At 69.1% G+C, this 26,380-nt stretch carries 30 protein-coding genes and 1 pseudogene; 16 read left to right on the forward strand and 15 right to left on the reverse strand.

The genetic code is table 11. From position 1 onward, the window contains the following. Positions 1–191 precede the first annotated feature (191 nt). The 5 genes and pseudogenes from ACZ7OI_RS00005 (at position 192) to purU (ending at position 3,743) form a co-directional block, all read left to right on the forward strand. Complete coding sequence (locus ACZ7OI_RS00005; RefSeq protein ID WP_470262038.1) at positions 192–692, forward strand: DUF2505 domain-containing protein; 501 nt, start codon at positions 192–194, stop codon at positions 690–692. After that, a complete protein-coding gene (locus ACZ7OI_RS00010) occupies positions 671–1,471 on the forward strand; it encodes a class I SAM-dependent methyltransferase (RefSeq protein ID WP_470262039.1) in 801 nt (266 codons plus the stop codon). The genes ACZ7OI_RS00005 and ACZ7OI_RS00010 overlap by 22 nt, the downstream gene beginning before the upstream one ends. A gap of 69 nt (positions 1,472–1,540) precedes the next feature. After that, on the forward strand, positions 1,541–2,338 hold the full coding sequence (locus ACZ7OI_RS00015) for a DedA family protein (protein WP_470262040.1): 798 nt from the start codon (positions 1,541–1,543) through the stop codon (positions 2,336–2,338). Beyond that, a pseudogene (locus tag ACZ7OI_RS00020) lies at positions 2,235–2,846 on the forward strand (maleylpyruvate isomerase family mycothiol-dependent enzyme); the annotation flags it as partial. The gene ACZ7OI_RS00015 and the pseudogene ACZ7OI_RS00020, both read left to right, overlap by 104 nt. A gap of 45 nt (positions 2,847–2,891) precedes the next feature. Beyond that, positions 2,892–3,743 (forward strand): formyltetrahydrofolate deformylase, encoded by an 852-nt coding sequence (gene purU, locus ACZ7OI_RS00025; protein WP_470263403.1) that lies wholly within the window; start codon positions 2,892–2,894, stop codon positions 3,741–3,743. 95 nt (positions 3,744–3,838) lie between these two features. On the opposite strand, the gene ACZ7OI_RS00030 is transcribed toward purU, so the two are convergent. After that, on the reverse strand, positions 3,839–4,885 hold the full coding sequence (locus ACZ7OI_RS00030) for an NAD(P)-dependent alcohol dehydrogenase (protein WP_470262041.1): 1,047 nt from the start codon (positions 4,883–4,885) through the stop codon (positions 3,839–3,841). Positions 4,886–5,006: 121 nt separating this feature from the next. Between ACZ7OI_RS00030 and ACZ7OI_RS00035 the strand changes: the two genes are divergently transcribed. Beyond that, complete coding sequence (locus ACZ7OI_RS00035) at positions 5,007–5,624, forward strand: TetR/AcrR family transcriptional regulator (protein ID WP_470262042.1); 618 nt, start codon at positions 5,007–5,009, stop codon at positions 5,622–5,624. Here the strand turns inward: ACZ7OI_RS00035 and ACZ7OI_RS00040 are convergent. After that, positions 5,605–6,549, reverse strand: a complete 945-nt coding sequence (locus tag ACZ7OI_RS00040) for a helix-turn-helix transcriptional regulator (protein ID WP_470262043.1) — start codon at positions 6,547–6,549, stop codon at positions 5,605–5,607. The genes ACZ7OI_RS00035 and ACZ7OI_RS00040 overlap by 20 nt on opposite strands. Before the next feature lie 61 nt (positions 6,550–6,610). On the opposite strand from ACZ7OI_RS00040, the gene ACZ7OI_RS00045 reads away from it, so the two are divergent. The 3 genes from ACZ7OI_RS00045 to ACZ7OI_RS00055 are packed head-to-tail and all read left to right on the forward strand — an operon-like array spanning position 6,611 to position 8,118. Next, positions 6,611–7,003, forward strand: a complete 393-nt coding sequence (locus ACZ7OI_RS00045; RefSeq protein ID WP_470262044.1) for a RidA family protein — start codon at positions 6,611–6,613, stop codon at positions 7,001–7,003. Further along, the gene (locus tag ACZ7OI_RS00050; protein WP_470262045.1) at positions 7,000–7,404 is read left to right on the forward strand and encodes an SRPBCC domain-containing protein; all 405 of its coding nucleotides are present in this window, start codon (positions 7,000–7,002) and stop codon (positions 7,402–7,404) included. The genes ACZ7OI_RS00045 and ACZ7OI_RS00050 overlap by 4 nt, the downstream gene beginning before the upstream one ends. A gap of 54 nt (positions 7,405–7,458) precedes the next feature. Next, positions 7,459–8,118 carry a haloacid dehalogenase type II gene (locus tag ACZ7OI_RS00055; RefSeq protein WP_470262046.1) on the forward strand — a complete coding sequence of 220 codons (660 nt, stop codon included), beginning with the start codon at positions 7,459–7,461 and terminating at the stop codon, positions 8,116–8,118. On the opposite strand, the gene ACZ7OI_RS00060 is transcribed toward ACZ7OI_RS00055, so the two are convergent. From ACZ7OI_RS00060 to ACZ7OI_RS00070, 3 genes are all read right to left on the reverse strand, one after another. Then, on the reverse strand, positions 8,108–9,133 hold the full coding sequence (locus tag ACZ7OI_RS00060) for an NADP-dependent oxidoreductase (protein ID WP_470262047.1): 1,026 nt from the start codon (positions 9,131–9,133) through the stop codon (positions 8,108–8,110). The genes ACZ7OI_RS00055 and ACZ7OI_RS00060 overlap by 11 nt on opposite strands. A 113-nt stretch (positions 9,134–9,246) precedes the next feature. After that, positions 9,247–9,681, reverse strand: coding sequence for an SRPBCC family protein (locus tag ACZ7OI_RS00065; protein ID WP_470262048.1), 435 nt, complete (start codon positions 9,679–9,681; stop codon positions 9,247–9,249). A 103-nt stretch (positions 9,682–9,784) separates the two neighbouring features. Beyond that, the gene (locus ACZ7OI_RS00070; protein WP_470262049.1) at positions 9,785–10,702 is read right to left on the reverse strand and encodes an ABC transporter substrate-binding protein; all 918 of its coding nucleotides are present in this window, start codon (positions 10,700–10,702) and stop codon (positions 9,785–9,787) included. 140 nt (positions 10,703–10,842) lie between these two features. Between ACZ7OI_RS00070 and ACZ7OI_RS00075 the strand changes: the two genes are divergently transcribed. Together ACZ7OI_RS00075 and ACZ7OI_RS00080 are read left to right on the forward strand one after the other, a co-directional pair. Further along, positions 10,843–11,535 (forward strand): ABC transporter permease, encoded by a 693-nt coding sequence (locus ACZ7OI_RS00075; RefSeq protein WP_470262050.1) that lies wholly within the window; start codon positions 10,843–10,845, stop codon positions 11,533–11,535. Beyond that, positions 11,532–12,245: an ABC transporter permease gene (locus ACZ7OI_RS00080; RefSeq protein ID WP_470262051.1), complete on the forward strand. Its 714-nt coding sequence runs from the start codon at positions 11,532–11,534 to the stop codon at positions 12,243–12,245. The genes ACZ7OI_RS00075 and ACZ7OI_RS00080 overlap by 4 nt, the downstream gene beginning before the upstream one ends. Here the strand turns inward: ACZ7OI_RS00080 and ACZ7OI_RS00085 are convergent. The 5 genes from ACZ7OI_RS00085 to ACZ7OI_RS00105 form a co-directional block, all read right to left on the reverse strand. After that, positions 12,199–13,587, reverse strand: coding sequence for an aromatic amino acid lyase (locus ACZ7OI_RS00085; protein WP_470262052.1), 1,389 nt, complete (start codon positions 13,585–13,587; stop codon positions 12,199–12,201). The two genes, ACZ7OI_RS00080 and ACZ7OI_RS00085, sit on opposite strands and share 47 nt — an antisense overlap. 10 nt (positions 13,588–13,597) lie before the next feature. Further along, positions 13,598–14,143: a YbaK/EbsC family protein gene (locus ACZ7OI_RS00090; protein WP_470262053.1), complete on the reverse strand. Its 546-nt coding sequence runs from the start codon at positions 14,141–14,143 to the stop codon at positions 13,598–13,600. 31 nt (positions 14,144–14,174) lie between these two features. Beyond that, on the reverse strand, positions 14,175–14,474 hold the full coding sequence (locus ACZ7OI_RS00095) for a DUF2516 family protein (RefSeq protein WP_470262054.1): 300 nt from the start codon (positions 14,472–14,474) through the stop codon (positions 14,175–14,177). Positions 14,475–15,094: 620 nt separating this feature from the next. Beyond that, positions 15,095–15,790 (reverse strand): hypothetical protein, encoded by a 696-nt coding sequence (locus ACZ7OI_RS00100; RefSeq protein ID WP_470262055.1) that lies wholly within the window; start codon positions 15,788–15,790, stop codon positions 15,095–15,097. Then, a complete protein-coding gene (locus tag ACZ7OI_RS00105) occupies positions 15,787–16,182 on the reverse strand; it encodes a helix-turn-helix domain-containing protein (protein ID WP_037807545.1) in 396 nt (131 codons plus the stop codon). The genes ACZ7OI_RS00100 and ACZ7OI_RS00105 overlap by 4 nt, the downstream gene beginning before the upstream one ends. A 140-nt stretch (positions 16,183–16,322) precedes the next feature. Between ACZ7OI_RS00105 and ACZ7OI_RS00110 the strand changes: the two genes are divergently transcribed. Beyond that, complete coding sequence (locus ACZ7OI_RS00110) at positions 16,323–17,462, forward strand: methyltransferase domain-containing protein (protein WP_470262056.1); 1,140 nt, start codon at positions 16,323–16,325, stop codon at positions 17,460–17,462. 11 nt (positions 17,463–17,473) lie between these two features. Here the strand turns inward: ACZ7OI_RS00110 and ACZ7OI_RS00115 are convergent, their stop codons facing one another. Then, positions 17,474–18,307 carry an enoyl-CoA hydratase/isomerase family protein gene (locus tag ACZ7OI_RS00115; RefSeq protein ID WP_470262057.1) on the reverse strand — a complete coding sequence of 278 codons (834 nt, stop codon included), beginning with the start codon at positions 18,305–18,307 and terminating at the stop codon, positions 17,474–17,476. A gap of 122 nt (positions 18,308–18,429) precedes the next feature. Here ACZ7OI_RS00115 and ACZ7OI_RS00120 point away from each other — a divergent pair, with 122 nt between their 5' ends. Then, positions 18,430–18,810 carry a winged helix-turn-helix transcriptional regulator gene (locus tag ACZ7OI_RS00120; RefSeq protein WP_470262058.1) on the forward strand — a complete coding sequence of 127 codons (381 nt, stop codon included), beginning with the start codon at positions 18,430–18,432 and terminating at the stop codon, positions 18,808–18,810. On the opposite strand, the gene ACZ7OI_RS00125 is transcribed toward ACZ7OI_RS00120, so the two are convergent. From ACZ7OI_RS00125 to ACZ7OI_RS00135, 3 genes are read right to left on the reverse strand one after another with little or no spacing between them, the layout of a single operon-like run. Beyond that, positions 18,777–19,430: an AAA family ATPase gene (locus ACZ7OI_RS00125; protein ID WP_470263404.1), complete on the reverse strand. Its 654-nt coding sequence runs from the start codon at positions 19,428–19,430 to the stop codon at positions 18,777–18,779. The two genes, ACZ7OI_RS00120 and ACZ7OI_RS00125, sit on opposite strands and share 34 nt — an antisense overlap. A gap of 16 nt (positions 19,431–19,446) precedes the next feature. Continuing rightward, positions 19,447–19,785, reverse strand: a complete 339-nt coding sequence (locus ACZ7OI_RS00130) for a TFIIB-type zinc ribbon-containing protein (RefSeq protein ID WP_470263405.1) — start codon at positions 19,783–19,785, stop codon at positions 19,447–19,449. Between the two features lie 60 nt (positions 19,786–19,845). Continuing rightward, positions 19,846–20,214, reverse strand: a complete 369-nt coding sequence (locus ACZ7OI_RS00135) for a VOC family protein (RefSeq protein WP_470262059.1) — start codon at positions 20,212–20,214, stop codon at positions 19,846–19,848. Between the two features lie 94 nt (positions 20,215–20,308). Between ACZ7OI_RS00135 and ACZ7OI_RS00140 the strand changes: the two genes are divergently transcribed. Beyond that, on the forward strand, positions 20,309–20,776 hold the full coding sequence (locus tag ACZ7OI_RS00140) for a CGNR zinc finger domain-containing protein (RefSeq protein ID WP_470262060.1): 468 nt from the start codon (positions 20,309–20,311) through the stop codon (positions 20,774–20,776). Between the two features lie 1,014 nt (positions 20,777–21,790). On the opposite strand, the gene ACZ7OI_RS00145 is transcribed toward ACZ7OI_RS00140, so the two are convergent. Next, positions 21,791–23,089 carry a DUF445 domain-containing protein gene (locus ACZ7OI_RS00145; protein ID WP_470262061.1) on the reverse strand — a complete coding sequence of 433 codons (1,299 nt, stop codon included), beginning with the start codon at positions 23,087–23,089 and terminating at the stop codon, positions 21,791–21,793. A gap of 29 nt (positions 23,090–23,118) precedes the next feature. Here ACZ7OI_RS00145 and ACZ7OI_RS00150 point away from each other — a divergent pair, with 29 nt between their 5' ends. After that, positions 23,119–24,285, forward strand: a complete 1,167-nt coding sequence (locus ACZ7OI_RS00150; protein WP_470262062.1) for a pyridoxal phosphate-dependent aminotransferase — start codon at positions 23,119–23,121, stop codon at positions 24,283–24,285. A 356-nt stretch (positions 24,286–24,641) separates the two neighbouring features. Continuing rightward, positions 24,642–26,078 (forward strand): hypothetical protein, encoded by a 1,437-nt coding sequence (locus ACZ7OI_RS00155; protein WP_470262063.1) that lies wholly within the window; start codon positions 24,642–24,644, stop codon positions 26,076–26,078. Positions 26,079–26,380: the final 302 nt, after the last annotated feature.

The following is a 26,380-nucleotide window of genomic DNA, read 5'->3' on the forward strand; positions in this document are numbered from 1 at the left end:
CTGCGGTTCGGGGGTGCTTGTCAAGGCATCTTTCCCGCCTTGACAAGCACCCCCGAACCGTCAGCACAATCGGGCTTCGGGGTGCCCCACGCAACCCTCTTTTCGCGGCGCAGCCGCTCATTTCCCGCGGCGCAGCCGCACTCTTCCCACAACGCAGCCGCACTCCCCCACCACCCGGTACTGTCCGTTTCATGGGATCCCGGATCGACCACCGCGGCGAATTCGACGGCTCACTAGCGGACGTCTTCGCCGCAGTAGCCGGAGAAGAAGCCCTGCGCGCCCGCCTAGCCGCCCTAGGCGGCGGCGACGCCAAACTCCTCGCCTACATCTCCGAAGGCGACTCCGTCCGCTACGAACTCCAGCACGGCATCAAGGCCGCCAAACTCCCCCAAGCCGTCCGCGCCCTCCACAAGGGCGACATCATCGTCAACCGCACCCAGACCTGGAAGCGCTCCGGCGACGAGTACACCGGCCGATCCGACGTCGGCGTAGGCGGCGTCCCCGGCGAAATCGGCGCCTCCACCTACCTCACCGCGAAGGACGAGAAGGTCCTGCTCCGCACCACCGGCGAAGTGGTCGTGCGGATCCCGCTCTTCGGCGGCCGGATCGAGGAGTTCGTCTCCGAGCAGGTGGTCAACCTGCTTCGGAACGAGGACGAGTTCACCGCGCAGTGGCTGGCCGAGCACGTCTGACCCCGGTGGGCGCCCCGACCAGGGGCACCACCAATCCCAACCGGTTGCGCCGGGTCGACCGCTGGCTCGCGAGCGACCCGGGCGTCACCCGGCTGCTGCGGCGGGGCGAAAGTCCCCTTGTCGTCGATCTCGGCTACGGAGCGTCGCCGGTCACGACGGTCGAACTGGCCCGATGGCTGGCGCGCGTACGGCCGGACGTCCGGGTGCTCGGGCTCGAACTCGACCCGGAACGAGTCGCCGCCGCCCAGCCCGCCGCCGATCCGCCCCGGCTCGACTTCCGGCGCGGCGGCTTCGAGCTGGCCGGGGCGCGGCCGGTCCTGGTGCGCGCGTTCAACGTGCTCCGGCAGTACGCCGAGGACGAGGTACCCGGCGCGTGGCAGCTGATGCTCGACGCGATGCCGCCGGGCGGCCTGCTGGTCGAGGGCACCTGCGACGAGATCGGCAGGCTGGTCACGTGGGTCGTCGTCGGGGCCGACGGTCCGCGCACGCTCACCCTGTCGCTCCGCCTCGCCGAACTCGACCGTCCGTCCACAGTGGCCGAACGGTTGCCGAAGATCCTCATCCACCGCAACGTTCCCGGCGAACGCGTGCACGCCCTGATGTCCACTTTGGACGAATGCTGGGCAGCCGCCGCCCCGCACCGCTCCTTCGGCGTGCGCGCCCGCTGGACCACCGCCGTCGCCATGCTCGCCGACCGCGGCTGGCCCGTTTTCGGCAATCCGGACCGCCGGCGGCTCGGCGAGCTGACCGTGGCCTGGGAAAGCGTCGCGCCGCGCTGAACCCACCTGTTCACCACCCGCACCCCGCTGGGTCATCCCTTGGTGACCTTCAGTGCTGACGATGAGCGGGTGGAACTGCTGGAACACGTCACCGAGCTGATCCGGGGCACGCTCGGCTCGCCCTGGCTGTGGGTGCTCGTGTTCGCGATCGCCGGACTGGACGCGCTGCTCCCGTTCATGCCGAGCGAAACGACCGTGGTGACCGTCGCCGTCCTGATCGGACCGGACGTCGGCCGGCTCGCACTGCTGGTGGTCGTCTCCGCGGCGGGCGCGTGGGCGGGCGACTGTCTTGGCTACGCCGTGGGCCGCGCCGCCGGACCGCGTGCCGTCGCCTGGCTGCAGCGCGGACCGTCCGGACGGCAACGCTACGAATGGGCGCGCGACCAGGTCCGCAGGCAAGCGCCGCTGCTGATCATCGCCGCGCGCTACCTGCCCGGCGGCCGCGTCGCGAGCGCGCTCGCCAACGGCAGCCTCGGCTACCCGCTGCGCCGGTTCGTCCCGCTCGACGCCGTCGGCGCGGCGCTGTGGTCGGTGTACAGCGCGCTGATCGGGCTCGCCGGCGGCACCGCGTTCGCCGGCCGTCCGGTGTACGGGCTGCTGCTGTCGTTCCTGCTCGGGCTGCTGCTGGTCGTGCTCATCGAATTCGGCCGACGGGTACGGGTGCGCAGGCTACGGTCAGTGCATGGACGCGCCACGTCTGCTGGAAGCGATCGACATTCACGCCGACCGGATCAAAGCCGCGACGCTCGCCGCCGGCCCGGCCGCGCCGGTCCGGAACTGTCCGGAGTGGACAGTGCGGGACCTGGTGACACACCTGACGGCGGTGCTCTCGTACACGGTCGCTGCGATCACCGACCGGAAAGCTGAGCCACCGACAGCGGACACCTGGGAGGACGCCCTCGGCCGCTGGGACGGCGAACGCATGGCCGTGCGCGAAGCCCTGCGCCGCCCGGCGGACGCCCCGCTGCGGTCGCCGTTCCCGCACGGCGGCCGGGTCACCGTCGGCGACTGGACCCGCAGGCTCGCGCACGAGTTCGCCATCCACCGGCTCGACGCGGAAAGCGCCCTGCCCACGCCGCCGGCCACCCAGTACCGCACCGAATTCGCCGAGGACGGCATCGACGAGTTCCTCGCCTTCCTGACCCCGCGCCGCGGCCGGCCGAGCGACCGCGAGGGGATCGTCCAGGTCAGCACCGACACGCGGACGTGGACCGTTCTCTTGCAGCCGGATCAGCCGCCGACGCTGGGCAAAGGCGTCCCGGACCTCACGCTCGCCGGCCCCGCCGACGACGTCTACCGCGCGTTGTGGGGCCGTCCGAACCGTGCCGGGAGAGTCGGCGACGCCACCCTTCTGGAGCCCCTCGCAGCGCCCTGACCAGCGGCCGGTGAGAATGGGCGCGTGTCAGATCCCCAGCGTTACGTGCTCACCTTCGGCTGCCCCGACCGCACCGGCATCATCGCCCGCATCTCGGGCTTCCTCGCCGACCACGGAGGAATGATCGTCGAGGCGGCGTACCACACCGACCCCGACTCGGGCTGGTTCTTCACCCGCCAGGTCGTGCGCGCCGATTCGCTGCCGTTCGACGCCGCGGGATTGCGCGAGCGGTTCGGCGAGGTGGCGAACGAGCTGTCCGCCGAATCGAGCTGGCAGGTGCGCGACACCGGCGAACGCCCGCGCGCGGTGGTGCTGGTGTCGAAGGCCGGGCACTGCCTGTACGACCTGCTCGGCCGGGTCGCCTCCGGTGAGCTGGACGTCGACGTCGCCGCGGTGATCGGCAACCACGATTCGCTCGCCGACATCACCCGCGCGCACGGGATCCCGTTCCACCACGTGCCGTTCCCGGCGGGCGACCCCGACGGCAAAGCGGCTGCGTTCGCCAAGGTCCGCGAACTGGTCGACGCCCACGACCCGCACGCGATCGTGCTGGCGCGGTTCATGCAGGTGCTGCCCGCGGACCTGTGCGCGGCGTGGGCCGGGCGCGCGCTGAACATCCACCACAGCTTCCTGCCGTCGTTCATCGGCGCGAAGCCGTACCACCAGGCGCACACGCGCGGCGTGAAGCTCGTCGGCGCGACCTGCCACTACGTCACCGCGGACCTGGACGCCGGGCCGATCATCGAGCAGGACGTGATCCGCGTCGACCACGGCGATTCGGTGCAGGACATGGTGCGCAAGGGCCGCGACATCGAGAAGGTGACGCTCGCCCGCGGCCTGCGCTGGCACCTGGAAGGCCGCGTTCTGGTGCACGGCAACCGGACCATGGTGCTCTGACCCGCTTTCCCGGACGTCCGTGAAGGGCTCCTTGAGGGAATCAGATTCCCTCAAGGAGCCCTTCACGGACAGCTGCGTGGCATGAGGCGCGAGCGTCAGCCGATCGTCGAGGTGTCGATCACGAAGCGGTACCGCACGTCGCTGTTCTCGACCCGCGCGTACGCCTCGTTCACCTGGTCCGCGCTGATCGTCTCGATCTCCGCGCCGACGCCGTGCTCGGCGCAGAAGTCCAGCATCTCCTGGGTTTCCGCGATGCCGCCGATCATCGAACCGGCCAGCACGCGGTTGCCGCCGAGCAGGGAGAAGACGTTGTACTCCAACGGTTCCCCCGGCGCGCCGACGTTCACCATCGCGCCGCCGACGCGCAGCAGGCTGAGGTAGGCGTCGACCGGCAGCTTCGCCGACACGGTGTTGAGGATGACGTCGAACCGGCCGGCGAGCGTCTCGAAGGTCGACTCGTCGCTGGTCGCGTAATAGTCCTTCGCGCCAAGGCGAAGCCCGTCTTCCTGCTTCTTGAGGCTCTGGCTGAGCACGGTGACTTCCGCGCCCATCGCGACGGCCAGCTTGACCGCCATGTGCCCGAGCCCGCCGAGCCCGACTACGGCGACCTTCTTGCCCGGCCCCGCGCCCCACCGACGCAGCGGCGAGTACGTGGTGATGCCCGCGCACAGCAACGGCGCGGCCACGTCGAGGGAAATGCCTTCCGGAATCCGGCAGACGAAGGCGTCCTTCACGACGATCTGCCGGCTGTATCCGCCGTAGGTGTTCTCGCCGTCGAAGCCGACCCCGTTGTACGTCTGGATGTTGCCCTTGACGCAGAACTGCTCGGACCCGGCGCGGCAGTACTCGCATTCGCCGCAGGAATCGACCATGCAGCCGACTCCGACCCGGTCGCCGACCTGGTACTTCGTGACGTCCGAGCCGACCGCGGCGACGACGCCGGCGATCTCGTGGCCCGGGACCATCGGGAAGATCGCGGTCCCCCAGTCCTGGTGGACCTGGTGCAGATCGCTGTGGCAGATGCCGGCGTAGGCGATGTCGATCATCACGTCGTCCGGCCGCAGGTCGCGGCGCTCGATCGTCGTCGGGGCCAGCGGTCCGCCCGGCGCCGCGGCGGCGATGGCGGAGGTGGTCGTGGTCATGAAGCCCTCCTGGGTGTCCCGTCCGGTCTGGGACGAATTCGATGTAAGAACCCTCTTACATAGACTAGCGTGGGCCTCGGCTTATTCCTCGACGCGACCTCGATCGGGTGTGACACACGGCATGGCGGCGCAGTACCACCACCGCAATCTGCGCGCCGAGCTCGTGCGCGTCTCGCTCGACTTGATCGCGGAGAACGGCATCACCGGCTTCTCGGTCGCCGAAGCCGCGCGCCGGGCGAAGGTCTCCGCCGCCGCGCCGTACCGGCATTTCCCGGACCGCGCGGCGTTGCTGGCCGCGGTCGGCACGGTCGCGGCGCGCCAGCTTCGCGAACTCGCCGAGGAAGCAGCCACCGCCGAAACGGACGACGGTGCCGCGCTGGCCGCAGTCGCCGCCGCGCACACCCAGTTCCTGATCGACACCCGGATCGGGCTGCACGTGTTCTTCGCCGCCGAACTGGCCGGCGAGCAATACGTCGAACTGCACGAGGCCCGCCGAGAACTGATCGACGCGTCGCTGATGCGTTGCCTGACGATCGCGCCCGACCCGGCTACCGCGCTGGAGCTGATGGAGCAGCTCCACACCCAGGCCTTCGGCTACGGCGATTTCTACCTCAATGGCGTCTACCAATGGCTGGGCTACCCGACGGAGCAGGTCGTCGCCAAGTCCCGGCGGGCGGCGCGGATCGTGGTCGAGGCTTATCGCGCCGGAAATCCGGCGATCACTCCGGCGGAGTGGTGACGTAGCGGGCGGCCAGCCACGAACCGAAGGCGTGCAAGCGATCGGTGAGCGCGGACGGTTCCAGGACGTCGAAATCCACGTCCAGGTAAGCCAGCCAGCGCGCGGCCCAGTCGAGATCGTCAGCACCGAAGCGGAGTTCGCATTCGTCGCCGTCCTCGACCACAGTGGCCACGCTCGGGTCGACGAGTTCCCGGACCAGCTCGGCGGAGGTGTGTACCCGCACCCGCACGCGATGCCGCCAGCGCACGTCCGTGACCAGATCGGCCACAATGGACGGTGGTTCCGGTGCGGACAGCTTGATCCCGAGCGGCTGGACCGCCTCGATCCGGTCCACCGCAAAGCTTTTCCATTCGCTTGCCCCGCGCGGGCAAGCGACGAGGTACCACTGCCGCCTCACCGTGATGAGCCGATGTGATTGCACATCAAGGGGTTTCGCCGACGGAGCGTCCAGCGCTCGATGCCGGATCCGGACCGCTTCGCCAGCCCGGCAAGCTAACGCGAGCGGCACCAAAATGTCCCGTGCGGCTCGCCGGAAAGGCTTGCCCGGCAACGATTCCACCTCCGCGAGCGCGGCAAGCCGGGTCTGCCAGCGCGTCGGGACCACCTGGGTCAGTTTGGCCAGCGCGGTCACCGTGGCGGTTTCCAGCCCGTCGACTGCCACCGCGGTCTGAAGGCCGAGCGAAACCGCGGCGACCTCGTCCGCGTCGAGCAACAGCGGCGGCATCGCGGTGCCGTGCGCGAGCCGGTAGCCGCCGACCCGGCCCGGCTCGCCGTCGATGCGGTAGCCGAGTTCGCGCAGCTGAGCGATGTCGCGACGGGTGGTGCGCTCGGTGACGCCGAGCCGGGCCGCGAGATCGGTGGCGGAGATGCCGGGACGCGCCTGCAGCAACGCCAGCGTCTCCAGGCGACGGCTGGTGGTGGTCATGGTGCGATTCTCGCGCAAAACTAGGACAGTATCCGACCGGGTATCCGCCCATACTCGCCTTATGACTCAGCTGCTCCGTCCCGAAGGGCTCGTCCAGTCCCCCGCCTTCACCCACGTCGCGGTGGTACCGCCGGGCGCGACGACGATCTACGTCGGCGGCCAGAACGCGGTCGACAACGAGGGCAAGCTCGTCGGAGGGACCGACGTCGCCGCGCAGGTCGAACAGGTAATGGCCAATCTGAAAACGGCTCTGGCCGCGGGCGGCGCGACCGTCCAGGATGTGGTGATGCTGACCATCCTGCTGGTCGAGGACGTCGATCTCGCCCAGGCTTATCCGGCCGCCGCCGCGGCTCTGGCGGGAGCGACACCTCCGGTGACCGCCCAGCGTGTGGCCGGGCTCGCCGTGCCAGGTGCGCTCGTCGAGGTCAGCGCGATCGCGGCGGTGACCCGGTGAGCGTCGGGCAGACCAAGGACGCGGGCTGGCAGATCGGTGTCTCGAAGACGATCGGCCGCTCCGCCGAAGAGGTGTGGGACTTCATCACCTCCCCGGAAGGCGTGGCGATCTGGCTCGGCGAGGGCGTAACCGTCCACCCCGAACGAGGCGTCGGATACGAGACCGCCGACGGAATCCGCGGCGAGACGCGCAGTTTCCGCGAAATGGACCGGATCCGGCTCACCTGGCAGCCGACCGGCTGGTCGCACGAGACGACCCTGCAGCTGGCGGTGCGCGCCAGCGGCCCGGACAAGACGATGCTGCGCATTCACCAGGAACGGCTGGCCGACGCCGCCGAACGGGAGCAGCAACGCCGCCATTGGCAGGGAGTTCTGACCGAACTGATCACCGCGCTTGCCTAGCCCGCGACTGACGGAGGACCCTGGTACGCAAGCGGTTCACCGGCTGGAGGCGCGATGCTCTGCGTGTTCGACGTCAACGAGACGCTGCTCGACCTGACCGCGCTCGACCCGCTGTTCACTCAGCTCACCGGAGACCCGGCGGCGCGACAGGAATGGTTCACGCTCGCGATCCACACCGTGCTCACGGTGACCGCGGCAGGCCAGTATCGCGATTTCGCGCAGATCGCCGGCGAAGCCGCGGTCGCCGTTTGCGCGCGGCACGGCCACGAACTGACCGACGCCGAGCTAGTGAAGGTCGGCGACGGCCTGCGCGCTCTGCCCGCGCACGCCGACGTCGTACCCGGCCTGGATCGCTTGCGCCAGGCCGGACATCAGGTCGTCGCCCTCACGAACTCGCCGCTCGCCACTGCCGAAGCGCAGCTGCAAAACGCTGGTCTGGCAACGAAATTCGACCGGATCTTCTCCGCGCAGCAGGTCAGCAGGCTCAAGCCGGCGCCGGAGCCCTACCGCCAGGTGCTGCGCGCCTTCGCCGTCGAACCCGGCCAGGCGGTGATGGTCGCCGCGCACGGCTGGGACATCGCCGGAGCCCAAGCCGCGGGGCTCCGGACCGCGCTGCTCGCGCGTCCCGGAGTCCATCCGCTGCCCGGCCTTCCCGCCGCGACCTACACCGCGGCGACGATGCCCGAGCTGGCCGACGCGATCGTCAGGAACTGAGGCGCACCAGCATCTTGCCGGTGTTGGCCCCGCTGAGCAGACCGAGGAAGGCCTCCGGCGCGTTGCGGATACCGTCTACAAAGGTCTCCGAGTACTTGATCTCCCCGGACGCGACGAGCGGCGCGACCTCGGCCACGAACTCCTGCATCAGGTGCCAGTGGTCCAGCACGAGCAGGCCGCGCATGGTGATCCGCTTCGCGATGAGCTGCACCAGGTTGCGCGGCGCGGGCGTCGGCTCGGTGGCGTTGTACTGCGAGATCATGCCGCAGATGGCGATCCGGCCGTGCAGGTTCATCGAGGCGATCGCGGCTTCGAGGTGCTCGCCGCCGACGTTGTCGAAGTAGACGTCGATGCCCTCGGGCGCGGCCACGGCGAGCTGCTCGGCGACCGGTCCGTCCTTGTAGTTGAAGGCGGCGTCGAAGCCGAGCTCCTCGGTGAGGTAGCGGACCTTCTCCGCCGAACCCGCGCTGCCGATCACGCGCTTGGCGCCCTTGAGCCGCGCCAGCTGTCCGACGAGCGAGCCGACCGCACCGGCCGCGCCGGAGACGAAAACCGTGTCGCCGGGCTTGAATTCCGCGCTCACCAGCAGTCCGGCGTACGCGGTGAGACCCGGCATCCCGAGTACGCCGAGGTAGGTCGAGAGCGGCGCGACGGAATCGTCCACTTTGACCGCTCGCTTGGCGTTGAGCACCGCGTGCGTACGCCAGCCAGCCTGGTGCAGCACGTGGTCGCCGGGTGCGAAGTCGTCCACAGTGGACTCGATGACCTCGCCGACCGCGCCGCCCTGCATGGCCTCGCCCACCACGAACGGCGGCGAGTAGGACTTCACGTCGTTCATCCGGCCGCGCATCGCCGGGTCGACGCTCATCACGACGTTGCGCACCAGGATCTGCCCGGGACCCGGCTTCGGCACCTCGGTCTCGACGATGTCGAAATTGTCCATGGTCGGGACGCCGTGCGGACGGGCCGCGAGCCGGACCTCGGTCGCTGTGTCGGGCGCTGTGGGTGCGTTCACCGTCGAACTCCGTTTCGTTCAAGCTGGACTGAACCGGGGCGCACGCCCCGTCTATCCGGCCAACGAAGCAACCGGGGCGTGCATTCCGATTGTCCCCGGAGCTGTGGCAAGCGCTACACGATCTCCGCGAGCTTGCCGAGCACGCCGTCGTAGATCTTCTTCAGCCCGCCCGGCGCGAAGGTCTTCTCGAAGAAGCCGCCGACGCCTCCCGCGCCGTCCCAGCTGGTCTCGATGCGGACCAGCGAACGCTCGCCCGAGGGCGTGACGGTCCAGGTGGTGACCATGCTGGAGTTCGCGTCGGTCTCGACGAAAGTGCCCGGCGACGGCTCGGTCACCGTGGCCGCGACGTCGCGCACGCGCTTGGACGTGGCCTGCAGCTTCCAGCTGGCCTTCGTGCCGGCGCCGACGCCGCCTTCGCTGACCTCGTAGTCGCGGTAGTGCTCGGTGAGCAGCTTCGGCCGGGTCTCGGCGTAGTCCGCGACCAGCTCACGCACGCGTTCCACCGGCGCGTCGATCGTGCGCTCCGCGGTGGCCGTGACCTTGCCCATGTCGTTTCCCCTGCTCTCCTCGGGTTTCCGCCGCTGTCACCTTCGCACACGCGCGGAAACCCCGGGGAGTGGCGGTACGGCACCCCGCCACTCCCCGGGAGCGTCAGGACAGGCCCTGCTGCTTCAGCCAATCCTTGGCCACGTCGGCCGCCGGCTCGCCATCCGCGTCGACCCGCTTGTTCAGCTCGCGCATGCCCTCGGTGGTGAGCTTCGCGCTGACCGCGTTGACGACGTTCGCGAAGTCCGTGCCGCGCTCGTCGAGCACCTTCTTGTTCACCGCGGGCACCACGTTCTCAGTGGGCACGATGGTGAGGTCGTCCTTGAGCGCGACATACTGCGAGTCGCCGACCAGCGGGCTGACCGAGTCGACCGGGATCACCGTGACCGCGCCGGAGTTGAGCTGCTGCACGCGCGGCCCGGCCTCCTGCACGGTCTGGAAGGTGGCGTTCGTCAGCTTGTAGACGTCCTTGAAGCCCTTGAAGCACGGCAGCCGCTTCTCGCACTCCGGCGGGCCGGCCATGACGACCTTGTCGAGCTTCTTCAGGTCGCTGATCGACGCGATGCCCTTCGACTTCGCGACGTCGGCCTTCATGATGTAGGTGTTCTTGTCCTCCGCGGCCGCGTAGTTCAGCAGGCCGACACCCTCCGGCGCGAACAGCTTCGACAGCTGGTCGTGCTCGGCCTTGGCGTCCTTAGTGGCCTCCTTGCCGAAGCCGGTCGTGATCGCCGCGCCCTGGTACTCCGGCAGGAACTGCAGTTCGCCGGATTTGAGCGACGGGTAGACCAGCTCCCGCGAGCCGAGGTTCAGCTTCCGCGTCACCGGATAGCCCTTCGACTCCAGCGCGCTCGCGTAGATCTCGGCCAGGATCTGGCTGTCGGTGAAGTTGAACGAGGCGACGACGACCGGAGCGCCGCCCTTGCTCGGCGCGGCCGGCTGGTCGCTTCCCCCACCGCACGCGGTCAAGCCGAGCGCGGCCGTCGCCAGCAGCGCGGCCACTCGGATGTTCCGGGTCCAGCGCACGTGTCCCCACACTCCTCAGTTCACTCGTTAGTGGGAATGGACCCTAACCGCGACCCCCGACAGAAACCACTGGTTAGGAATCCTCGCCACGGAATCTCAAGGGCCGGAATATTGTCGCTCGATCGGGGTAAGGTCGCGCCGTGCACGCGTCCGTGACCCCGCTGCTGGCCGACAGCAGCCGTCCCCTCTTCGAATGGCGGTGGGTCGAACGCAACGCTGACGCGATTCTTCAGCGGCTCGGCGAGCACGTCGCCCTCACCGCGACCGCGCTCGGCGTCGGTCTCGTGCTGTCGCTAGCGCTGGCCACGCTGTGCCTGCGCTACCGCTGGTTCTATCCGTTCGTGGTCGGCACGGCGGGCGCGCTCTACGTGATCCCGAGTCTGGGCGCGTTCGCGCTGCTGGTGCCGTTGCTCGGGTTCTCCTTCGCCACCTCGGTGATCCCGCTGGCCACGTACACGCTGCTGATCCTGATCCGCAACATCGTGACCGGCGTACAGCAGGTGCCGACCGAAGTGCGCGAAGCGGCGGTCGGGATGGGCTTCACGCCGCGGCGGCTGTTGTGGCAGGTGGAGCTTCCGCTCGCGCTGCCGGTGGTGATCGCCGGGCTGCGGGTGGCCGCGGTGACGACGATCGGCCTGGTCACCGTCACGTCGCTGCTCGGCAAGGGCGGGCTCGGCTACTTCATCCGCGCCGGTATCCAGACGCCGATCCCCAACCCGAGCCCGATCATCGTCGGCATCGTCTTGTCGATCGCGCTGGCCGTGCTCGTCGATTTCCTGCTGTGGCTGAGCGAACGCGCGCTGGCCCCGTGGGCGCGGAGGGCCGTCCGATGAGCTTTTTCGCGCAGCTGAGCCAATGGCTGGCCGACCCGAACCGCTGGAGCTGGACCGACCCGGCCGGGATTCCTTTCCGGACCGTGCAGCATCTGTGGTTTTCCGCGCTGGCGCTGGTGATCTCGATCGTCCTGACGGTCCCGTTCGCACTGTGGCTCGCGCACTACCGGCGCGGCCAGTTCCTGGCCAGCAGCGCGGTGAACATCGGCCGCGCGATCCCCAGCTTCGGGCTGATCATCCTGTTCTGGTTCCTGGCCAGCCGGTGGGGCGCGAACACGGACTTCTGGCCGCTGCTGCTCGCGCTCGTCGCGCTGGCGCTGCCGCCGTTGTTCACCAACACCTACGCCGGCGTGGTGCAGGTGGAGCAGGACGTGGTGGACGCGGCGCGCGGCACCGGGTACCGCGAATGGCAGATTATGCTGCGTGTGGAACTGCCGCTGGCGTCGCCGGTGATCGTGGCCGCCGCGCGAGTGGCGTTCCTGCAGCTGATCGCGACGGTCGCGATCGGCGCGATCGTCAACGACGGCGGCGGTCTAGGCCGCTACATCGTGGACGGTTTCGCCCTCGGCGAGCAGGGCCACGGCGAGATCTTCGGCGGCGGCGTGGCGGTGGTGATCCTGGCGTTGGTGTGCGAGGGGTTGTTCGCTCTGCTGACCAAATTGGCTACGCCTCGCGGTCTCGCGCTCCAACAGGCCCGTCGGGACTCGTGAGACAGGCTTCGGCCAGCCTGTCGATCTCCGGCCCCAGCGACCGGTCGACCACCACCGGCTCGACCCTCGCCGCTAGCCAGGCGTAGGTGTCGGCCAGCTTCGGTGCTCCCTGGGTTTTTCCGAGGTACCGCGCCTGCCGCCCGGCGATCAGCTCGCACGCGGTGATGGCGAAGAAGCGTCCGATGACTGTCTCGAGTTCGGTGCCGGCCTTGCTGGCAAACGCTTGCACGTCCTCCTGACCAGCGGAAGTGTCGATCGACCCGAGAGTCGCCGGTGCGGCCAGCCTGCGCATCGCGTGCAGCTCGCCGGCCGCGCGTTTGTGCAGTGGCGTGAGCCCAGCCTGTGGACCTGGATCTACCGCAAGCTGTGGTGGCAGACCGCTGAACTGCGGGTCGAGGAGGCGATGCAGACGCTGTACCGAAACCTCCGCCGCGTGGATGAGCGCTGCCTTGACGGTGTCCATTCGAAGGCCGAGCGCGGCTGCGTGATAGCCGGTCGTCGGGACGAACTCGCCGTTTGCGAAGGCAGGTGAGTCCGCCGGAGTCTCCCAGGACTCCTGCAGAGTTTCTCGCAGTTCCTCGACGGTCTGGCTGACGTATTCGAGCACCTTCGGCCCGACTCGCACCGAGATCGGCGCCTGCACGACTCCCTCTCGCGTGGCGGCCCCGTCGATGAGTCCCTCGATCCGCGTGCCGCGGTAAATCGCTTGCGGCGCACCAAGAACGTCCACGGTGATCGCCGCGCAGACCGTCTGCCACTCGACCAGCCGACGCGCTCTTTCGCCGCAGACCCACGCGTACGCCTCGGCTAGCGGCGAGCCTTGAATCAGACTCGCCCCCTCCTTCGGCCCGAGCACGAACGGCTTCACCCCGCTTCGGTGCAGCGCCTCCGCCGCCGGGACCTCGATGCCGTCCTCGATGACCGTGCCGAGCCCGACGAAGGTCTGGAACGCGTGCGCGAGCGGGATGATCTCGCCCGCGCTGCCGAGACTGTCGCGCGGGACGGCGGGAAGGAACCCGTCGTTGATCCGATCGGCGAGGAAGCTGACCAGCTCAGGGCTGACCGCCGCGTCGCCGCGGAGAAACCCGCGCAACCGCATGCGCAGCAACGCCCGGGTCAACTCCGGCGACAACCACGGCGGTCCGCCCACCGCCCGGCCGACCAGGAGATTGCGCTGGTGGCTGGCTTGCTGCTCGCTGGTGAGCCGGGTCCCGGCGAGCCGCCCCATCCCGGTGTTGACGCCGTAGATCGGGCTGTCTTTGCCGAGCTCAGCCAACATCGCCTCGCGCTGTTGGCTGAGCGCCTCGAGCGCCGCCGGGCTGATCTGGATTGGTTTGTCCATTATGGACAGTTCAGCGCGCGAGCCCGTCGATGACCTCGGCGTTCGGCAGCCCCGCGAGGGCCGAACCGGAGATCAGGAGTTTGCTGCCGCGGATTCCGCTGCCGATCACCAGCTCGGGCGCGTCCGCGACGGCTTGGTCGACGAGGATCGGCCAGTCCGCGGGCAGGCCGACGGGCGTGATGCCGCCGTACTCCATGCCAGTGAGGGAAACGGCCTCGTCCATCGGAGCGAAAGACGCCTTGCGCACGTCGAGCCGGCGTTTGATCACTCCGTTGACGTCAGCGCGGGTAGTCGCGAGCACGAGCGCCGCGGCGAACCGAACCTCCCCGGCGCGCTTGCCAGCGACGACGACACAGTTCGCGGACGCGGTCAGCGGCGACCCGTACGCCTCGCAAAACGCGGCGGTATCGGCAAGGTCCGGATCGATCTCGGTGACGCCGAGCGAATCCGGCGCGGGCATCGCGGCCAGCGCCTTGGCGACGGGTTCGGCAAGCAGGTCAGTACGGGTCGGCGCGGGAACGACGGTGAGGCTTCCGGCGATAGTCCAGGTGGTCACCGACCCGAATGTAATCCGCCCGGGACTCCGGTCACCAGTTGCGGTGGCCCCGCTGGACCTCGATGAGCTTCGGCCGCACGTCGACGATGTAGACGAGCGCCGCCGCCATCGCGGGCACCCAGAAGATGAACCCGACCCCGTTTCCCTGAAGCGGGAACAGCACCAGGGCAAGCGTGGCCCCGCCGGTGATCAACATCCAGATCGGCTTGGTCTTGCGATCGGCCGCCGAGTACGCGTCAGCTCGCTGCAGCAGCGCGTGAACGAAGGCGAAGAGCCCGACCAAGGCGCTGCCCCAGTGGATGACCATGAGGATCCATTCGGCAACCAGCACGAAGCCAGCTTACGGCAAACCGCCCACCCCGCCCGCTCCCCCGAGGCCCTGCACCGCGGCGTGACTGCTGGTCAGGGTCGGGGTGAACGGGGTTGGCCGTGGTTGAGGGGGAGGGGAGCGCCGGGGTGACAACGGTCACTCTCGGCGGGGCAGTTGGGGTCCGGCGCAGCCGCCGACCCCGGCTTGGGCACTGCCCGACCCTCCTTGGGTTCGACCTAGCCAAATCCTCCGGCTTAGGCCCGACCTAGTTACCCGGTCGGCTTAAGTCGAGCAGCTTAGGTCGAACCCAACTCTCCGCCGTCGCAGAACTAGGCCCGACCTAACGAAGCCCCACTCCGCCTAGACCCGACCCAGCCTCGCCGCCGAACTCGCCCCCGCCCGCCCAACGCATCCGCCGCAGCCAGCCCCACCCGGCCGCTCCAAACCCCCGCCGAAACACCCCCAACACAGCACACGGCGGCCGGACCAACCTCGGCCCGACCGCCGTGCAACCCCTCGATCTTCAATTCTCGCCCTCGGCGACCCCGGCGCAAACCGAGTCACCCCAACGATTCCAGCGCCGAAGCACCAGAACCGCTCGAACCGCCGTCAGCGCGGCGCAGTGCAATACCGCGCGACCGTCACTTCTCCGTCTTCGGCGCAGCCGGCTTCTTGGCATTCGCCGTGGTGCTGCTGGTGCTGGCGGTGGTGGTGCGACGGGCAGGCGTGGCGGTCTTCGGCGCGGTGCGGTTCGCGGCCTTGCGGGCCACCGACCGGGTCTCGTGCGCGACGTTCTCGCCGATCTCCTCAACCGCGTCCGCGGTCTCGCCGGCCACCTCGGTCACCTTGCGGGCGGCCTTCTCGCCAGCGGAACGGGTGCGCTTGGTGACCTTCGACAGCACGCCGTCGACGCGCTCCCGGGTCTCCTCGGTCAGGCCGTCGACGCGCTCCTGGGCAGCGGTCAGCGCGTCGTCCAGCTGCTCGAGGGCCTTCTTGACCTGCGGCTGCGCGGCGATCTTGTCCCAGGCCTGCTCGCCGGACTCGGCCAGCTTGTTGTACAGCTTCAGCGCGGCCTCGGTGTACTCGTCGATGGCCTTGCGCAGTTCGGCCGGGTCGAGCTTCTCGCGGAGGCTCTCGACGTCGGTCGGCAGCTCCTCGAAGCCCTTGCGCGCAGCCTCGGTGTTCTTGGTGACGTTGGCGCGGGCCTTGGAAACCGCGTCGGTCACGGCCTGGCTGGCCAGGTTGCCCGCGCCGAGCGCGGCGAGCAGCGGGGTGCGGACCTGGTCGAGCGCGGTGTTGACGGCCTTGCGGACGTCCTCGGTCTTGGGCGTGGTCATGCCGACTCCTCAGTGGTCTCTTGGGTGGTCTTCGGTGCGGTGTTCGCAGCGGCGTTTTCGCGCCGGAAGGACTCGTAGACGTCGAGCAGAACCTGCTTCTGCCGTTCGGTCAGCTCGGCGTCGGCGCGGATCGCGTCGCCGACCGGGCCTCCGGTCGGCAGGTCGAGAATCCCGGCCTGCACGTACAACGCTTCGGCCGAGATCCGCAGCCCTTTGGCGATCTGCTGGAGGATCTCCGCGCTGGGTTTGCGGACCCCGCGCTCGATCTGGCTCAGGTACGGATTGGACACTCCGGCGAGTTTCGACAGCTGGCGCAGCGAAATCTTCGCGGAACTGCGCTGCTGGCGGATGTACTCGCCGATGTCGGAGGCGATGTCCGCGACCTTGTCCATGGGGCGCTGTGCTCCGCCGGGTTCTGTCATCCGGTCACCTCCTCGCGACCTACTCGACAGTACGCTCGCGTGCTAGCTATTGCAAGCACCCTGCTTGCAACCATCGGGTGTGGTTCCGCTCACCCCGTTACCCTGGGCTTATGCGGGCACAACGGTTGCGTCGACGCCTGGTCCGGCAGCTCGTCGAAGAGGACGTGCTGCACGAGCGGGCCTGGACGGACGCCTTCGCCACCGTCCCGCGGCACGCGTTCCTGCCGCGGTTTTTCGTGCCCGCCGGCGACGGCTGGGCGGCGGTCGACCGCGCCGACCCGGACTGGCTGGACCGCGTCTATTCGCGCGACGTCCTGGTCACCCAGCTCGACGACGACCCGGCGCTCTGGGACCGCGCCCGCGCGCACGGACCGGTCCCCGGCGTGCCGACCAGCTCGTCCAGCATGCCCGCGATCATGGCGATCATGCTGGAAGAACTCCTGGTCCGCGACGGTGATCGCGTACTGGAGATCGGCACCGGAACCGGCTACAACGCGGGTTTGCTGTGCCACCGCTGCGGTTCCGGCCAAGTGTCCACAGTAGACATCGACCCGGTCATCGCGGCCGCCGCGCGGGAGCGCTTGACCTCCTGCGGCTACGCACCCGCGTGCGCCACTGGCGACGGCGCACTCGGCTTCCCGGCCGGAGTTCTCTTCGACCGGATCCTGTGCACCGCCTCAGTATCGCGGATTCCCCTTGCCTGGCTTGATCAAACACTCCCCGGCGGGCACATCGTCACCACGCTCAACCGCCCGCTCGGCGGCGGACTCATCCGTCTCACCGCGGGCGAAGGAACGACCGCCGAAGGCGAAGTCCTGGCCCGCGACGGTCGGTTCATGCCCCTGCGCGCGCATCGCCTGCCACCGCCCGCGGAATTGCCGCCCTCCGCTGACACGCAATGGCGGCCAACTGAGCTGTCGATGACAGATGTTCTTAAACCACAACGACATTTCGAATTCTTCGCTTCACTGGAGCTGCCCGACGTACGCCCAGTGCACGTCGATCCGAACGGAGCCTTCGCACTGTCCCATCCGGACGGTTCGTGGGCGCGCACCCGCCGCACTGACTCCGGTTTCGAGGCAGCGCAAGGAGGTCCGCGCGCATTGTGGGATCTCGCCGAGGACTCACATCGTCGCTGGGAAGCACTGGGCCGCCCCAGCCGGTCCCGCTTCGGCCTCACAGTGAACAGCGAGGAACAAACCTTCTGGCTGGACGATCCACAGTCCGACCACCGCTGGCCGTGCGGCTGATTCGTCTTCGATCAATTCGCCAGCCCGCGAAGCAGCCCCTCCAAATCGCGTTCGCCAGCACGCGTCTGCGCGCCCCGCGCCAACCCGCCGCGAATCAGCGATTCCGCCGCGGGACGGCTGATCTGTCCCGCCCACGCCTCGTGTTCTCGCTGAAACCCGTCCGTCAGATCATCCGGGACGACAGCCTGTTTCGCCGCGGCAATCACGCCTTCCGGCAACGCGGCGATATCGCGCGCCAATCGATCGACAAACTCGTCCAACTCATCAGCAGGCACGGCCCGATTGACCCAGCCGTAGCGTTCAGCCGTCCGCGCGTCGTGCAACTCGGCCCCCAACACCGCTTCCAGCGCACGATTGCGACCGATCCGGTTCGCCAGGTACTGCGTTCCTCCGCCGCCCGGAACAATCCCCATCAGCGCTTCGATCTGGCCGATCCCCGCGGCGCCGATCGCCGCGAAAGCCATGTCCGCGGCGGCCACGAACTCCGCCCCGCCGCCGCGCGCCAGACCGGCCAGCTTGACGATCGTCACCTGCGGCTGATGCCGCAGCAGCTCGCCCAATGCCTGGAAAACGTTGAGCCCCGGAGGCACCTCCGGGGCGAACTGATCGAATGCGTCCGGCGCGTCGACCAGTGACATGTCGACGTGGGCGATGAAGAAGTCCGGGTCGGCGCTGTCGAAAACGATCACCCGCGCCGATTCGTCGTCCCGCAGCGTCGTCAGCAACCGCCGGAGGTCCGCCATGAGAGCGACGTCGAGGACGTTGACGGGCGGGTTGTCGAGCGTGACGCGGACGAGGCCGGCCTCGCGGCTCACTCGCAGGGTCGCGTAGGCGTCGTGGGGCATGCGGGTCTCCGATACGTATCCGGCAGGCAGCTAAGTTCCTGATGCATACCTAGACTCGGACCAGGGCCGACCAGCGTCAATAACGCACTTTGGGCATCGCAAGGATCATGGAGGATACCGAGATGGCCGCTCCTGACCCCGGAATCGTCTACCGGGCCGACTGTCCCAGCCGCCCGATCCTCGACCAGATCGCCGACAAATGGTCGATGATGGCGATGGCCGTTCTGGAGGAGCCGCGCCGGTTCAACGACATCAAACGCCGGCTGGAAGGCGTGACGCAGCGGGTGCTGACCCAGACCCTGCGCCGCCTGGAACGCAACGGCATGATCGTCCGGCGCGTACTGCCGACGTCCCCGGTCGGTGTCGAGTATTCCCTTACGCCGCTTGGCGAATCCCTCCGCGAGCCGTTCGGCAGGCTGTACGACTGGACCGTCGCGCACACCGGCGAAATCCACGAATCCCAGCAGCGTTACGACGAACGGCTCCGCGCGGAGGAATCGTGAAGGGTCGCTAGGTCCGACCCAATCCTGGCCCGAACCCACTTCTCCACCACGGTCACGACGTCGTCGAGCCGGGCGTCCGTCGTGTCGATGGACTCGACCTGCCCGCGTATCCACAGGTTGAACTCGAGCATCTCCTCGATGCGCGGCTCGTCCCACTCCCGCCACGCGGGCCGGGCGCGCAACCGCCGCCGGAGGGTTTCGTTGTCCGCGACCAGGGCCAGATAGTGCACGTCGGAGAAGAAAACGCGCTCTGGCAACGGTTCCAGCTCGTGCGGAGCGACCGTTCCGCACAGCACGACCGGCCGTCCGTTCTGGTGCAGCATCGCCGCCATCCGCAGCCAGGCCCCGCGAAACGCCGGATTCCCCGGTTCGTCGTCGCGCAACGCGCCGGTCCACAGCACGTCCTGCTCCAGCACGACGGCCTCGCCCGCCAACCGCTGCGCCAGCTTCGGCCCGACCGTCGATTTGCCGCCCGCGCTCGGGCCGGTCAGCGCGAACAACGGCAGCCGCCGGAACGGCCACCGATGTCCGCACTCCACACACCGCAAGACGTCCCCGTCAGCCTGTGGACAACTCGCGCGGTCGCCGCAGGCCGGGCAGATCCGCAGGTCTAGCGCTATTGGATCGGTGGACAACTCAGTCGAAGAGGTTCTCGAGGAAGCTGCGCTTGCGGCGTCCGCCGTACGGTCGCGGCGAATCCCCGTAGCCACCGCGGTACGGCCGCGGCGAGTCCGCGTGCCCGCCTCGGTACGGGCGCGGCGAATCCGAATGCCCACCCCGGTACGGGCGGGGCGAATCCGAGTACCCGCCTTGGTACGGACGAGGCGAATCGGCACGGGCGTACTGCGGCGGCTGCTGCCGGTAGAACGCGCTCTCCGCACCGGCGATCTGCTCCAGCTCGCCGCGGTCGAGAAAGATCCCGCGGCAGCCGTCGCACTGCTCGATGTGGACGCCGTTCTTGTCGACCGTGCGCATCATGTTCTGACACTTCGGACAAATCACGCATCCGACCCTACGCGGATTCGCCGCGCCGTGTCAGCAGGCGCAGAGGCAGAACGGATGGCCGACCGGATCGGCGTACACGCGGAAGGTCTCCGGCGAATCGTCGAGCAGCTTCGCGCCCAGCCCGAGAATGCGCTGGTGAGCGGCCTCGAGATCGGTGACGTCCAGGTCGAGATGCGCCTGCTGCGGCGTGTCCTGCGACGGCCATTCGGGGGCGCGGTAATCGGCCACCCGCTGAAATTCGAGCCGGACGCCGCCGCGCGGGTCGACGAGCGTGGCCCAGTGGCCGTCCTGGGCGATCTCCGGTTCAGCCCACTCAAGCACGGAGCGATAGAAGCCGGCGAGCGCCGCCGGGTCCGGACAGTCGAACGCAACGCCGCCGAACGTCGGAATCGCACCCATGTTTCGTCCATCCTCTCCTCGTCGCGTAACCAGTAAAGTGAGTATGTCGGTTAGGCCGCCAGGTCGCAACCGATATCGCCCGTACAATGGGCGGGTGCACACCGACGCTTCCCTGGTGGTCGCCTTTCTCAACACCGTCGACATCGAACGGGGCGACGACCTGCTGGACGATCCGGAGCTCTGGCGGCAGTGGGCCGCGGATCACGACGTGACACCGAACGATCCCGCCGAAGCCCGCGCCGTGCGGGACAGCCTGCGCGCCGCGGTCGGCGACCCGCGGCTGCCCGCGACCACGCTGGACGTCCCGCTCCGCTTCGCGCTCACCGACACCGGCCCGACGCTGCTCGCCCCGGACGCCGTCACCGCGACCCTCGCCGCAGCCACCCGGATGGCCATCCGAGGCGACTGGGTCCGACTGAAGATCTGCCCCGCCGACGACTGCCTGTGGGCCTTCTTCGACGAATCCCGCAACCGCTCCCGCACCTGGTGCTCGATGCGCGTCTGCGGCAACCGCGAAAAGGCCCGCTCCTGGCGCGCCCGCACGGCGTCTGTGCACAACTGACCCCCTGTGGACAACTTGTCCACACACACCACATGTGCACGTGCAGATGCTTCGGATCCCCACAAGTTGTGGACAGCGATTAGGCCATCACCGTGAATTCCTGTGGATAACCCCGGGGATAACTCAGCTTCCTGTGGACAACTGGTTTGAGCAGCCCACGGCTGTGGTATAGGACGGCGTGCATCCGGCCGACCACTCGCCGCGCCCGGCCAGAGCCAGGAAGAGTCGAGGTCGGCACAGCGGCTCAAGCGCCGGGATACCTGCGCGTTGGGGCCGCGATCCGCGGGTGTCGCGGGTAAGCGAGCGAGAGCCGACACGGTGGCGAATTCCGCTCAACCGCAACGAAATCCCCCTCGAACGAAATCCCCTCGGCGACCAGCCCGGTCCGGCAGCCATCCCGAACCGCACCGGCTGGACCCGCACGGCCAACCGCCGACGGGCAACCGCTGGCTACATGCAGACAAAACGCTGCCGCCGTGTTTCTTGCCCGCGACCGCTGGCGGCGAGAAGACGAATCCCCACTGCCCTGTTCTCGCCTGCAACCGCTGGCCACGTGCAGACGAATTCCCGCCACGCTGCTCCTCGCCCGCGACTGCTAGCCGCGCGCAGACGGATCCCCGCTGTTCTGTTCTCGACCGCCGGGCACGCGCAGACGAATCCCCGCCCCGCTGCTCCTCGACCGCCACCGCTGGGCACGCGCAGATGGATCCCCCGCCGCCCTGTTCTCGCCCGCGAGCAGACGGATCCCCGCAACCCTGTTTCTCGCCCACAACCGCTGGCCGCGAGCAGACGCCCCTCTTTCTCGCCCGCGACCACTAGCCGCGAGAAGACGAACCTCCTCTGCCCTCTTCTCGCCCGCAACCGTTGGCCGCGGGAAGACGAACCCCCGCCCGCCCTGTTCTCGCCCGCCACCGCCAGCCGCCCTCACACCCCCGGCTCTCGCCGCAGACCAGCGCCCTCAAAACAGCAGCGGCAAACCAGCACCCCCAGAAGAGCAGCGCCAGACCAGCCCTCTCAGAACAGCAACTGCGCCACCGCGTAAATCACCAGCCCGGCCAACGCCCCCACCACGGTCCCGTTGATCCGGATGAACTGCAGATCCCTCCCGACCTGCAGTTCGATCTTCCGGGACGTCTCCTCGGCATCCCACCGCTCCACCGTGTCCGTGATGATCGTCGTGATCTCGCGCGAGTAGTGGGTCACCAGGTACACCGCCGCGCTCTCGACCCAGCCGTTGACCTTCGCGGTCATCGACGGGTCGTCCACCAGGCGTTTGCCCAGCGATTCCAGACCGCCCCGCACTCGCTGGCGCAGTTCGCTCGACGGGTCCTCCGCGGCCTTCAGCAGCATCTCCTTGGCCGTCGCCCACGCGTTGCCGATCAGTTTCTGCACTTCGGCGTGGCTCACGATCTGGCCCTTGACCTGCTCGGCCCGCTCCATGGTCTTCGGGTCGGTCTGCAGATCCTGCGCGAACTCTCCGAGGAACTTGTCCAGCGCCAGCCGCATCGGGTGGTTGACGTCCGTTTTCACCGCCCAGGCGAAGGTCAGGACCTCGCCGTACACCTTGTCCGCCAGCATTTCGTCCACGAACTTCGGCGACCAGCTCGGCGCGCGGTCCGACACGACGCGCAGCATCGTCTGGTGGTTGTCCCGGACCCACTCATACGCCCGGTCGCACATCAGATCCACGAGCTTGTGGTGCGCGCCGTCCTCGAAGACGCCCGCCAGGATCTTGCCAAGCGGCGGGCCCCACGGTTTGTCGATCACGCGCTTGACCACGGCCTGTTCCATGATCGCCTGCACGTCCTCGTCGCGGAGCACCGTCACCGCGCCGCGCACGACTGTCGCCAGTTCCGACGTCACGCGTTCGGCGTTGTCGCGCTGCGAGAGCCAGCCGCCGAGCCTGCTGGCGACCTCGACGCGGCGGAGCTTGTCGCGGATGACGTCCGGGGACAGGAAGTTCGAGCCGACGAATTCGCCGAGGCTGTTGCCGAGCGCATCCTTTTTGTTCGGGATGATCGCGGTGTGCGGGATCCGCAGCCCGAGCGGATGCCGGAACAGCGCGGTCACCGCGAACCAGTCCGCGAGCGCGCCGACCATGCCCGCCTCGGCCGCGGCGCGGACGTAGCCGACCCAGCCCGGCCAGCCCGCCGACTCCGCCCAGCTCGTCAGCAGGAACACGATCGTCGCGCCGAGCAGGAAGGACAGCGCGACCAGCTTCATCTTGCGCAGGCCGCGCCGTTTCGCCTCTTCGCCGGCGGTGCCGCCGGGCGGGTCCGCGGGCGTGACCTTGGCAGGGGTGAGTTGCTCCACACCGCCATTGTCCGTGAGGATGCGTTCTCGTGCGTGAACCAGCTCTCGTCCCCCGCCTTCGCCCGTTCACCTCGACGGTCTTCGCGGAGATGACCGCGCTCGCCGTCCGGCACGACGCGGTCAACCTCGGCCAGGGCTTTCCGGACACCGACGGGCCCGTCGGAATGCTCGAAACGGCGAAGAACTCGCTGTTCGGCGGCGACAACCAGTACCCGCCCGGCCCGGGACGTCCGGAGCTGCGCGCCGCGATCAGCAGGCACCGCCAGCGCTACGGCGCCAGCTACGACCCGGACACCGAGATCCTGGTCACCGCGGGTGCGACCGAGGCCATCGCGGCGACGCTGATCGCGCTGACCGAGGCCGGCGACGAGGTGATCGTGGTCGAGCCGTACTACGACTCGTACGCCGCCGCGGTCGCGATGGCCGGTGCCCAGCGGCGCGTGATCGGGCTCGTCGAAACCGAGAACGGACAGCTCGAACTCGACCTCGACGCCTTCCGCGACGCGATCACGCCGAACACCCGCGCGGTGCTGCTGAATTCGCCGCACAACCCCACCGGCACGGTGTTTTCGCGTGCGCAGCTGGAGGAGATCGCGCGGCTGTGCGTCGAGCACGACCTCATCGCGGTCACCGACGAGGTCTACGAACACCTCGTCTTCGACGGAGCCGAGCACCTTCCGCTCGCGTCGTTCCCCGGGATGCGCGAGCGGACTGTCGCGATTTCCAGCGCGGGCAAGACCTTCAACTGCACCGGCTGGAAGATCGGCTGGGTCTGCTCGACGCCCGAGCTGGTCGCCGCGGTGAAGGCGGCGAAGCAGTTCATCACCTTTGTCTCGGGTGGGCCGCTGCAGCCAGCCGTCGCGTACGCGCTCGACAACGAGCTTGAATGGGTCGAAAACCTGCGCACGAGCCTGCAAGAGAAGCGCGATCGGCTGTCTGCCGGTCTCGCCGATGCGGGATTCGCAGTACGGCCGAGCGCGGGGACGTACTTCGTGACGGCTGACGTGCGTCCGCTCGGCTTCGACGACGCCGCTGAACTCGCTTGGACGCTGCCAGAACGCGCCGGAGTCGCCGCGGTACCCGTTAAGGTGTTCACAGATCACCCGGACGAGTGGAAACACCTGTTGAGGTTCGCGTTCTGCAAGCGCAACGAGGTGATCGACGAAGCCGTCGAGCGCCTGCGGAAACTCGTCTGACGACTGCGGTCCAGCTTCGGTTTGTCCCTGAGGGAACGGCGATACCGAGAGTGTCGCGGTGGCTGAAACATCGGGTCAACGCCCGAATTCGCGCCTCGGCAGGGCCGCCCGGATGGCCGCATTCGCCCCGGTTGAGGCGACGCAGGGTGATCGACTAGGGCGGATCGGACACCAGAGCCGGTGCGGACGTTCCGCCTTACGGGGTGGATCGAGCGCGGGAGAGATGAAACACTCGCGTCCGGTGCTAGAAAGAGGGCAGCCCCGGGGGACCTGCGACCTGGCCGGAAGAGAGCCCCAGCAAGATCAGTCTCGTGCGGTGGGCCGCACGAGCTTCAGGCGCGGACGGTGGTGGTGGCGTGACTGGCATGGCGACCCCGCACGGCCTCGCCCGTCCCGCGCCGTCCGGCGCGAGCGCCACGGGTTCCGTGCTCCTGGGAATGGCCGACCGCGCTGAGCGGAATTCCTCTTTCGCGCGCGCGGGCGTGAGCCGGCGGCCACGCGCCTGGGCGGCGCCGATCGCCCGGCCTGCCGTCCGAATCGCCGTCGCCGGCGGTCTGACCCTCGCCGGATGGCTGCTCGGCGCGGCGTTGTCGCAGGCGAACGCGGCGGCCGACGAGCACGCCGATCGTCCGATCGCCTCGACGCACGACACCGACCCGGAGCACCGCTACGCCGGAACGGCCACGTCCGGCACGCTCACCTGGGCCATGCCCGGCGCGGCGCGCGCCAACCTGCACCGGTTCCAGGTCTCCGCGGACGACTACCGTCCGGACGTGAGCTTCCGGCCGGTCACGTCCGCCGGAAGCGACTCGGAGAACCCGGGCCGCCCCGTCTCCCGGCCAGAGCCAGCGGCCAAAGCGACCAAACCCGCGAAGCTCGCCAAGCCGAAGAGCCCGGTCAAGCCCAAGCACCACGCGCCGGTGACCGACCCCGCGCCCGAAGCGGCCACCCAGCCCGGCCTTCTCAGCAGTGCGAGCAGCGAGCCGCAGCCCGGCACCAGCAGCAAACCCGAGCAAGGCATCCTCGGCGGCACCAGCAACGCACCCCAGCCCGGCCTCCTCAGCAGCACCAGCAACACACCCCAGCCCGGCCTCCTCAGCACCGCCAGCCACGAACCTCAGCAAGGACTCCTCGGCGGCCTTCTCGGCGGCTCCGACCGCGAGTCCGGCCCGGGCCTCCTGAGCGGCCTCCTCGGCAGCCCCGAGCACGGCCAGCCAGGGCTCCTCGACGGCATCCTCGGAACCGTCGACGACACCGTCGACACGACCCTGCACACCACCGTCACCTCGGTCGACACCGTGATCGACACCGCTCCGGTCCGGGTCGTCGAACAGCCGGTTTACCCGGTCGAACCCGCGCCGTCGGCCGGTGGCTCGGTCATCGCCTCCGTCCCCGCGACGAAGCTGGCGAAAGAATCTGAAGCGCCAGTCGTCGTGCAGGTCAGCCAGCAGGCCCCGGCCGCCGCGCACACCACGCCCGCCCGCGTCGTCGCCGCACCGCCCGCCGCCAAGCAGGAGACCCAGCCCGCGGCGGCGCCGGTCAAGGAGCGCAGCCTGGCCGGAGGCGGCGGCAGCGGTGGCGGCGAAGGCCTCCCCGCGGCACCGGCCGCGCCTGCCGCGCCCGCGTCGACTGTCTCGCCGGGACACGACGGTTCCGGCGGCCTGCGCCACCTGTTCGCGCTGGCCGGCGACGGCAACACCGTCACTCAGCTCAAGCTCATCGGCGTCAGCCGCGACCACGAGGTCGACGGCGCGGGCAGGGATGCCGCCCTGCCGACCACTTCCCCGGACTGACCGCTCGACCGGTTACCCGGGGAGAGCCACGTCCATCTCAAGATCAACTTCTTGATCGCGCGCGCCCGTTCGCTGCGCCGGGCTCACCCCTTCGCACCAATGGCACTTCCGCACCAATGGCACTTCGAACCAGGGGCTGAACCATGACCGCACTTCCCGACCGGCCGACCGCGCCCGGCCGGATCGGGTCCCGGTCCCGGGGGGGGGAGGGGGCGGTGGGGCGGGGGGGGGAGCAAGGAGAGGGGCGGGAGGAGGTCTTTGCTCTATACAAGGAAGGGGTGGGGCAGAAAACAAAAACCACC

This window comes from Amycolatopsis sp. NPDC114503 (genome assembly GCF_055633655.1).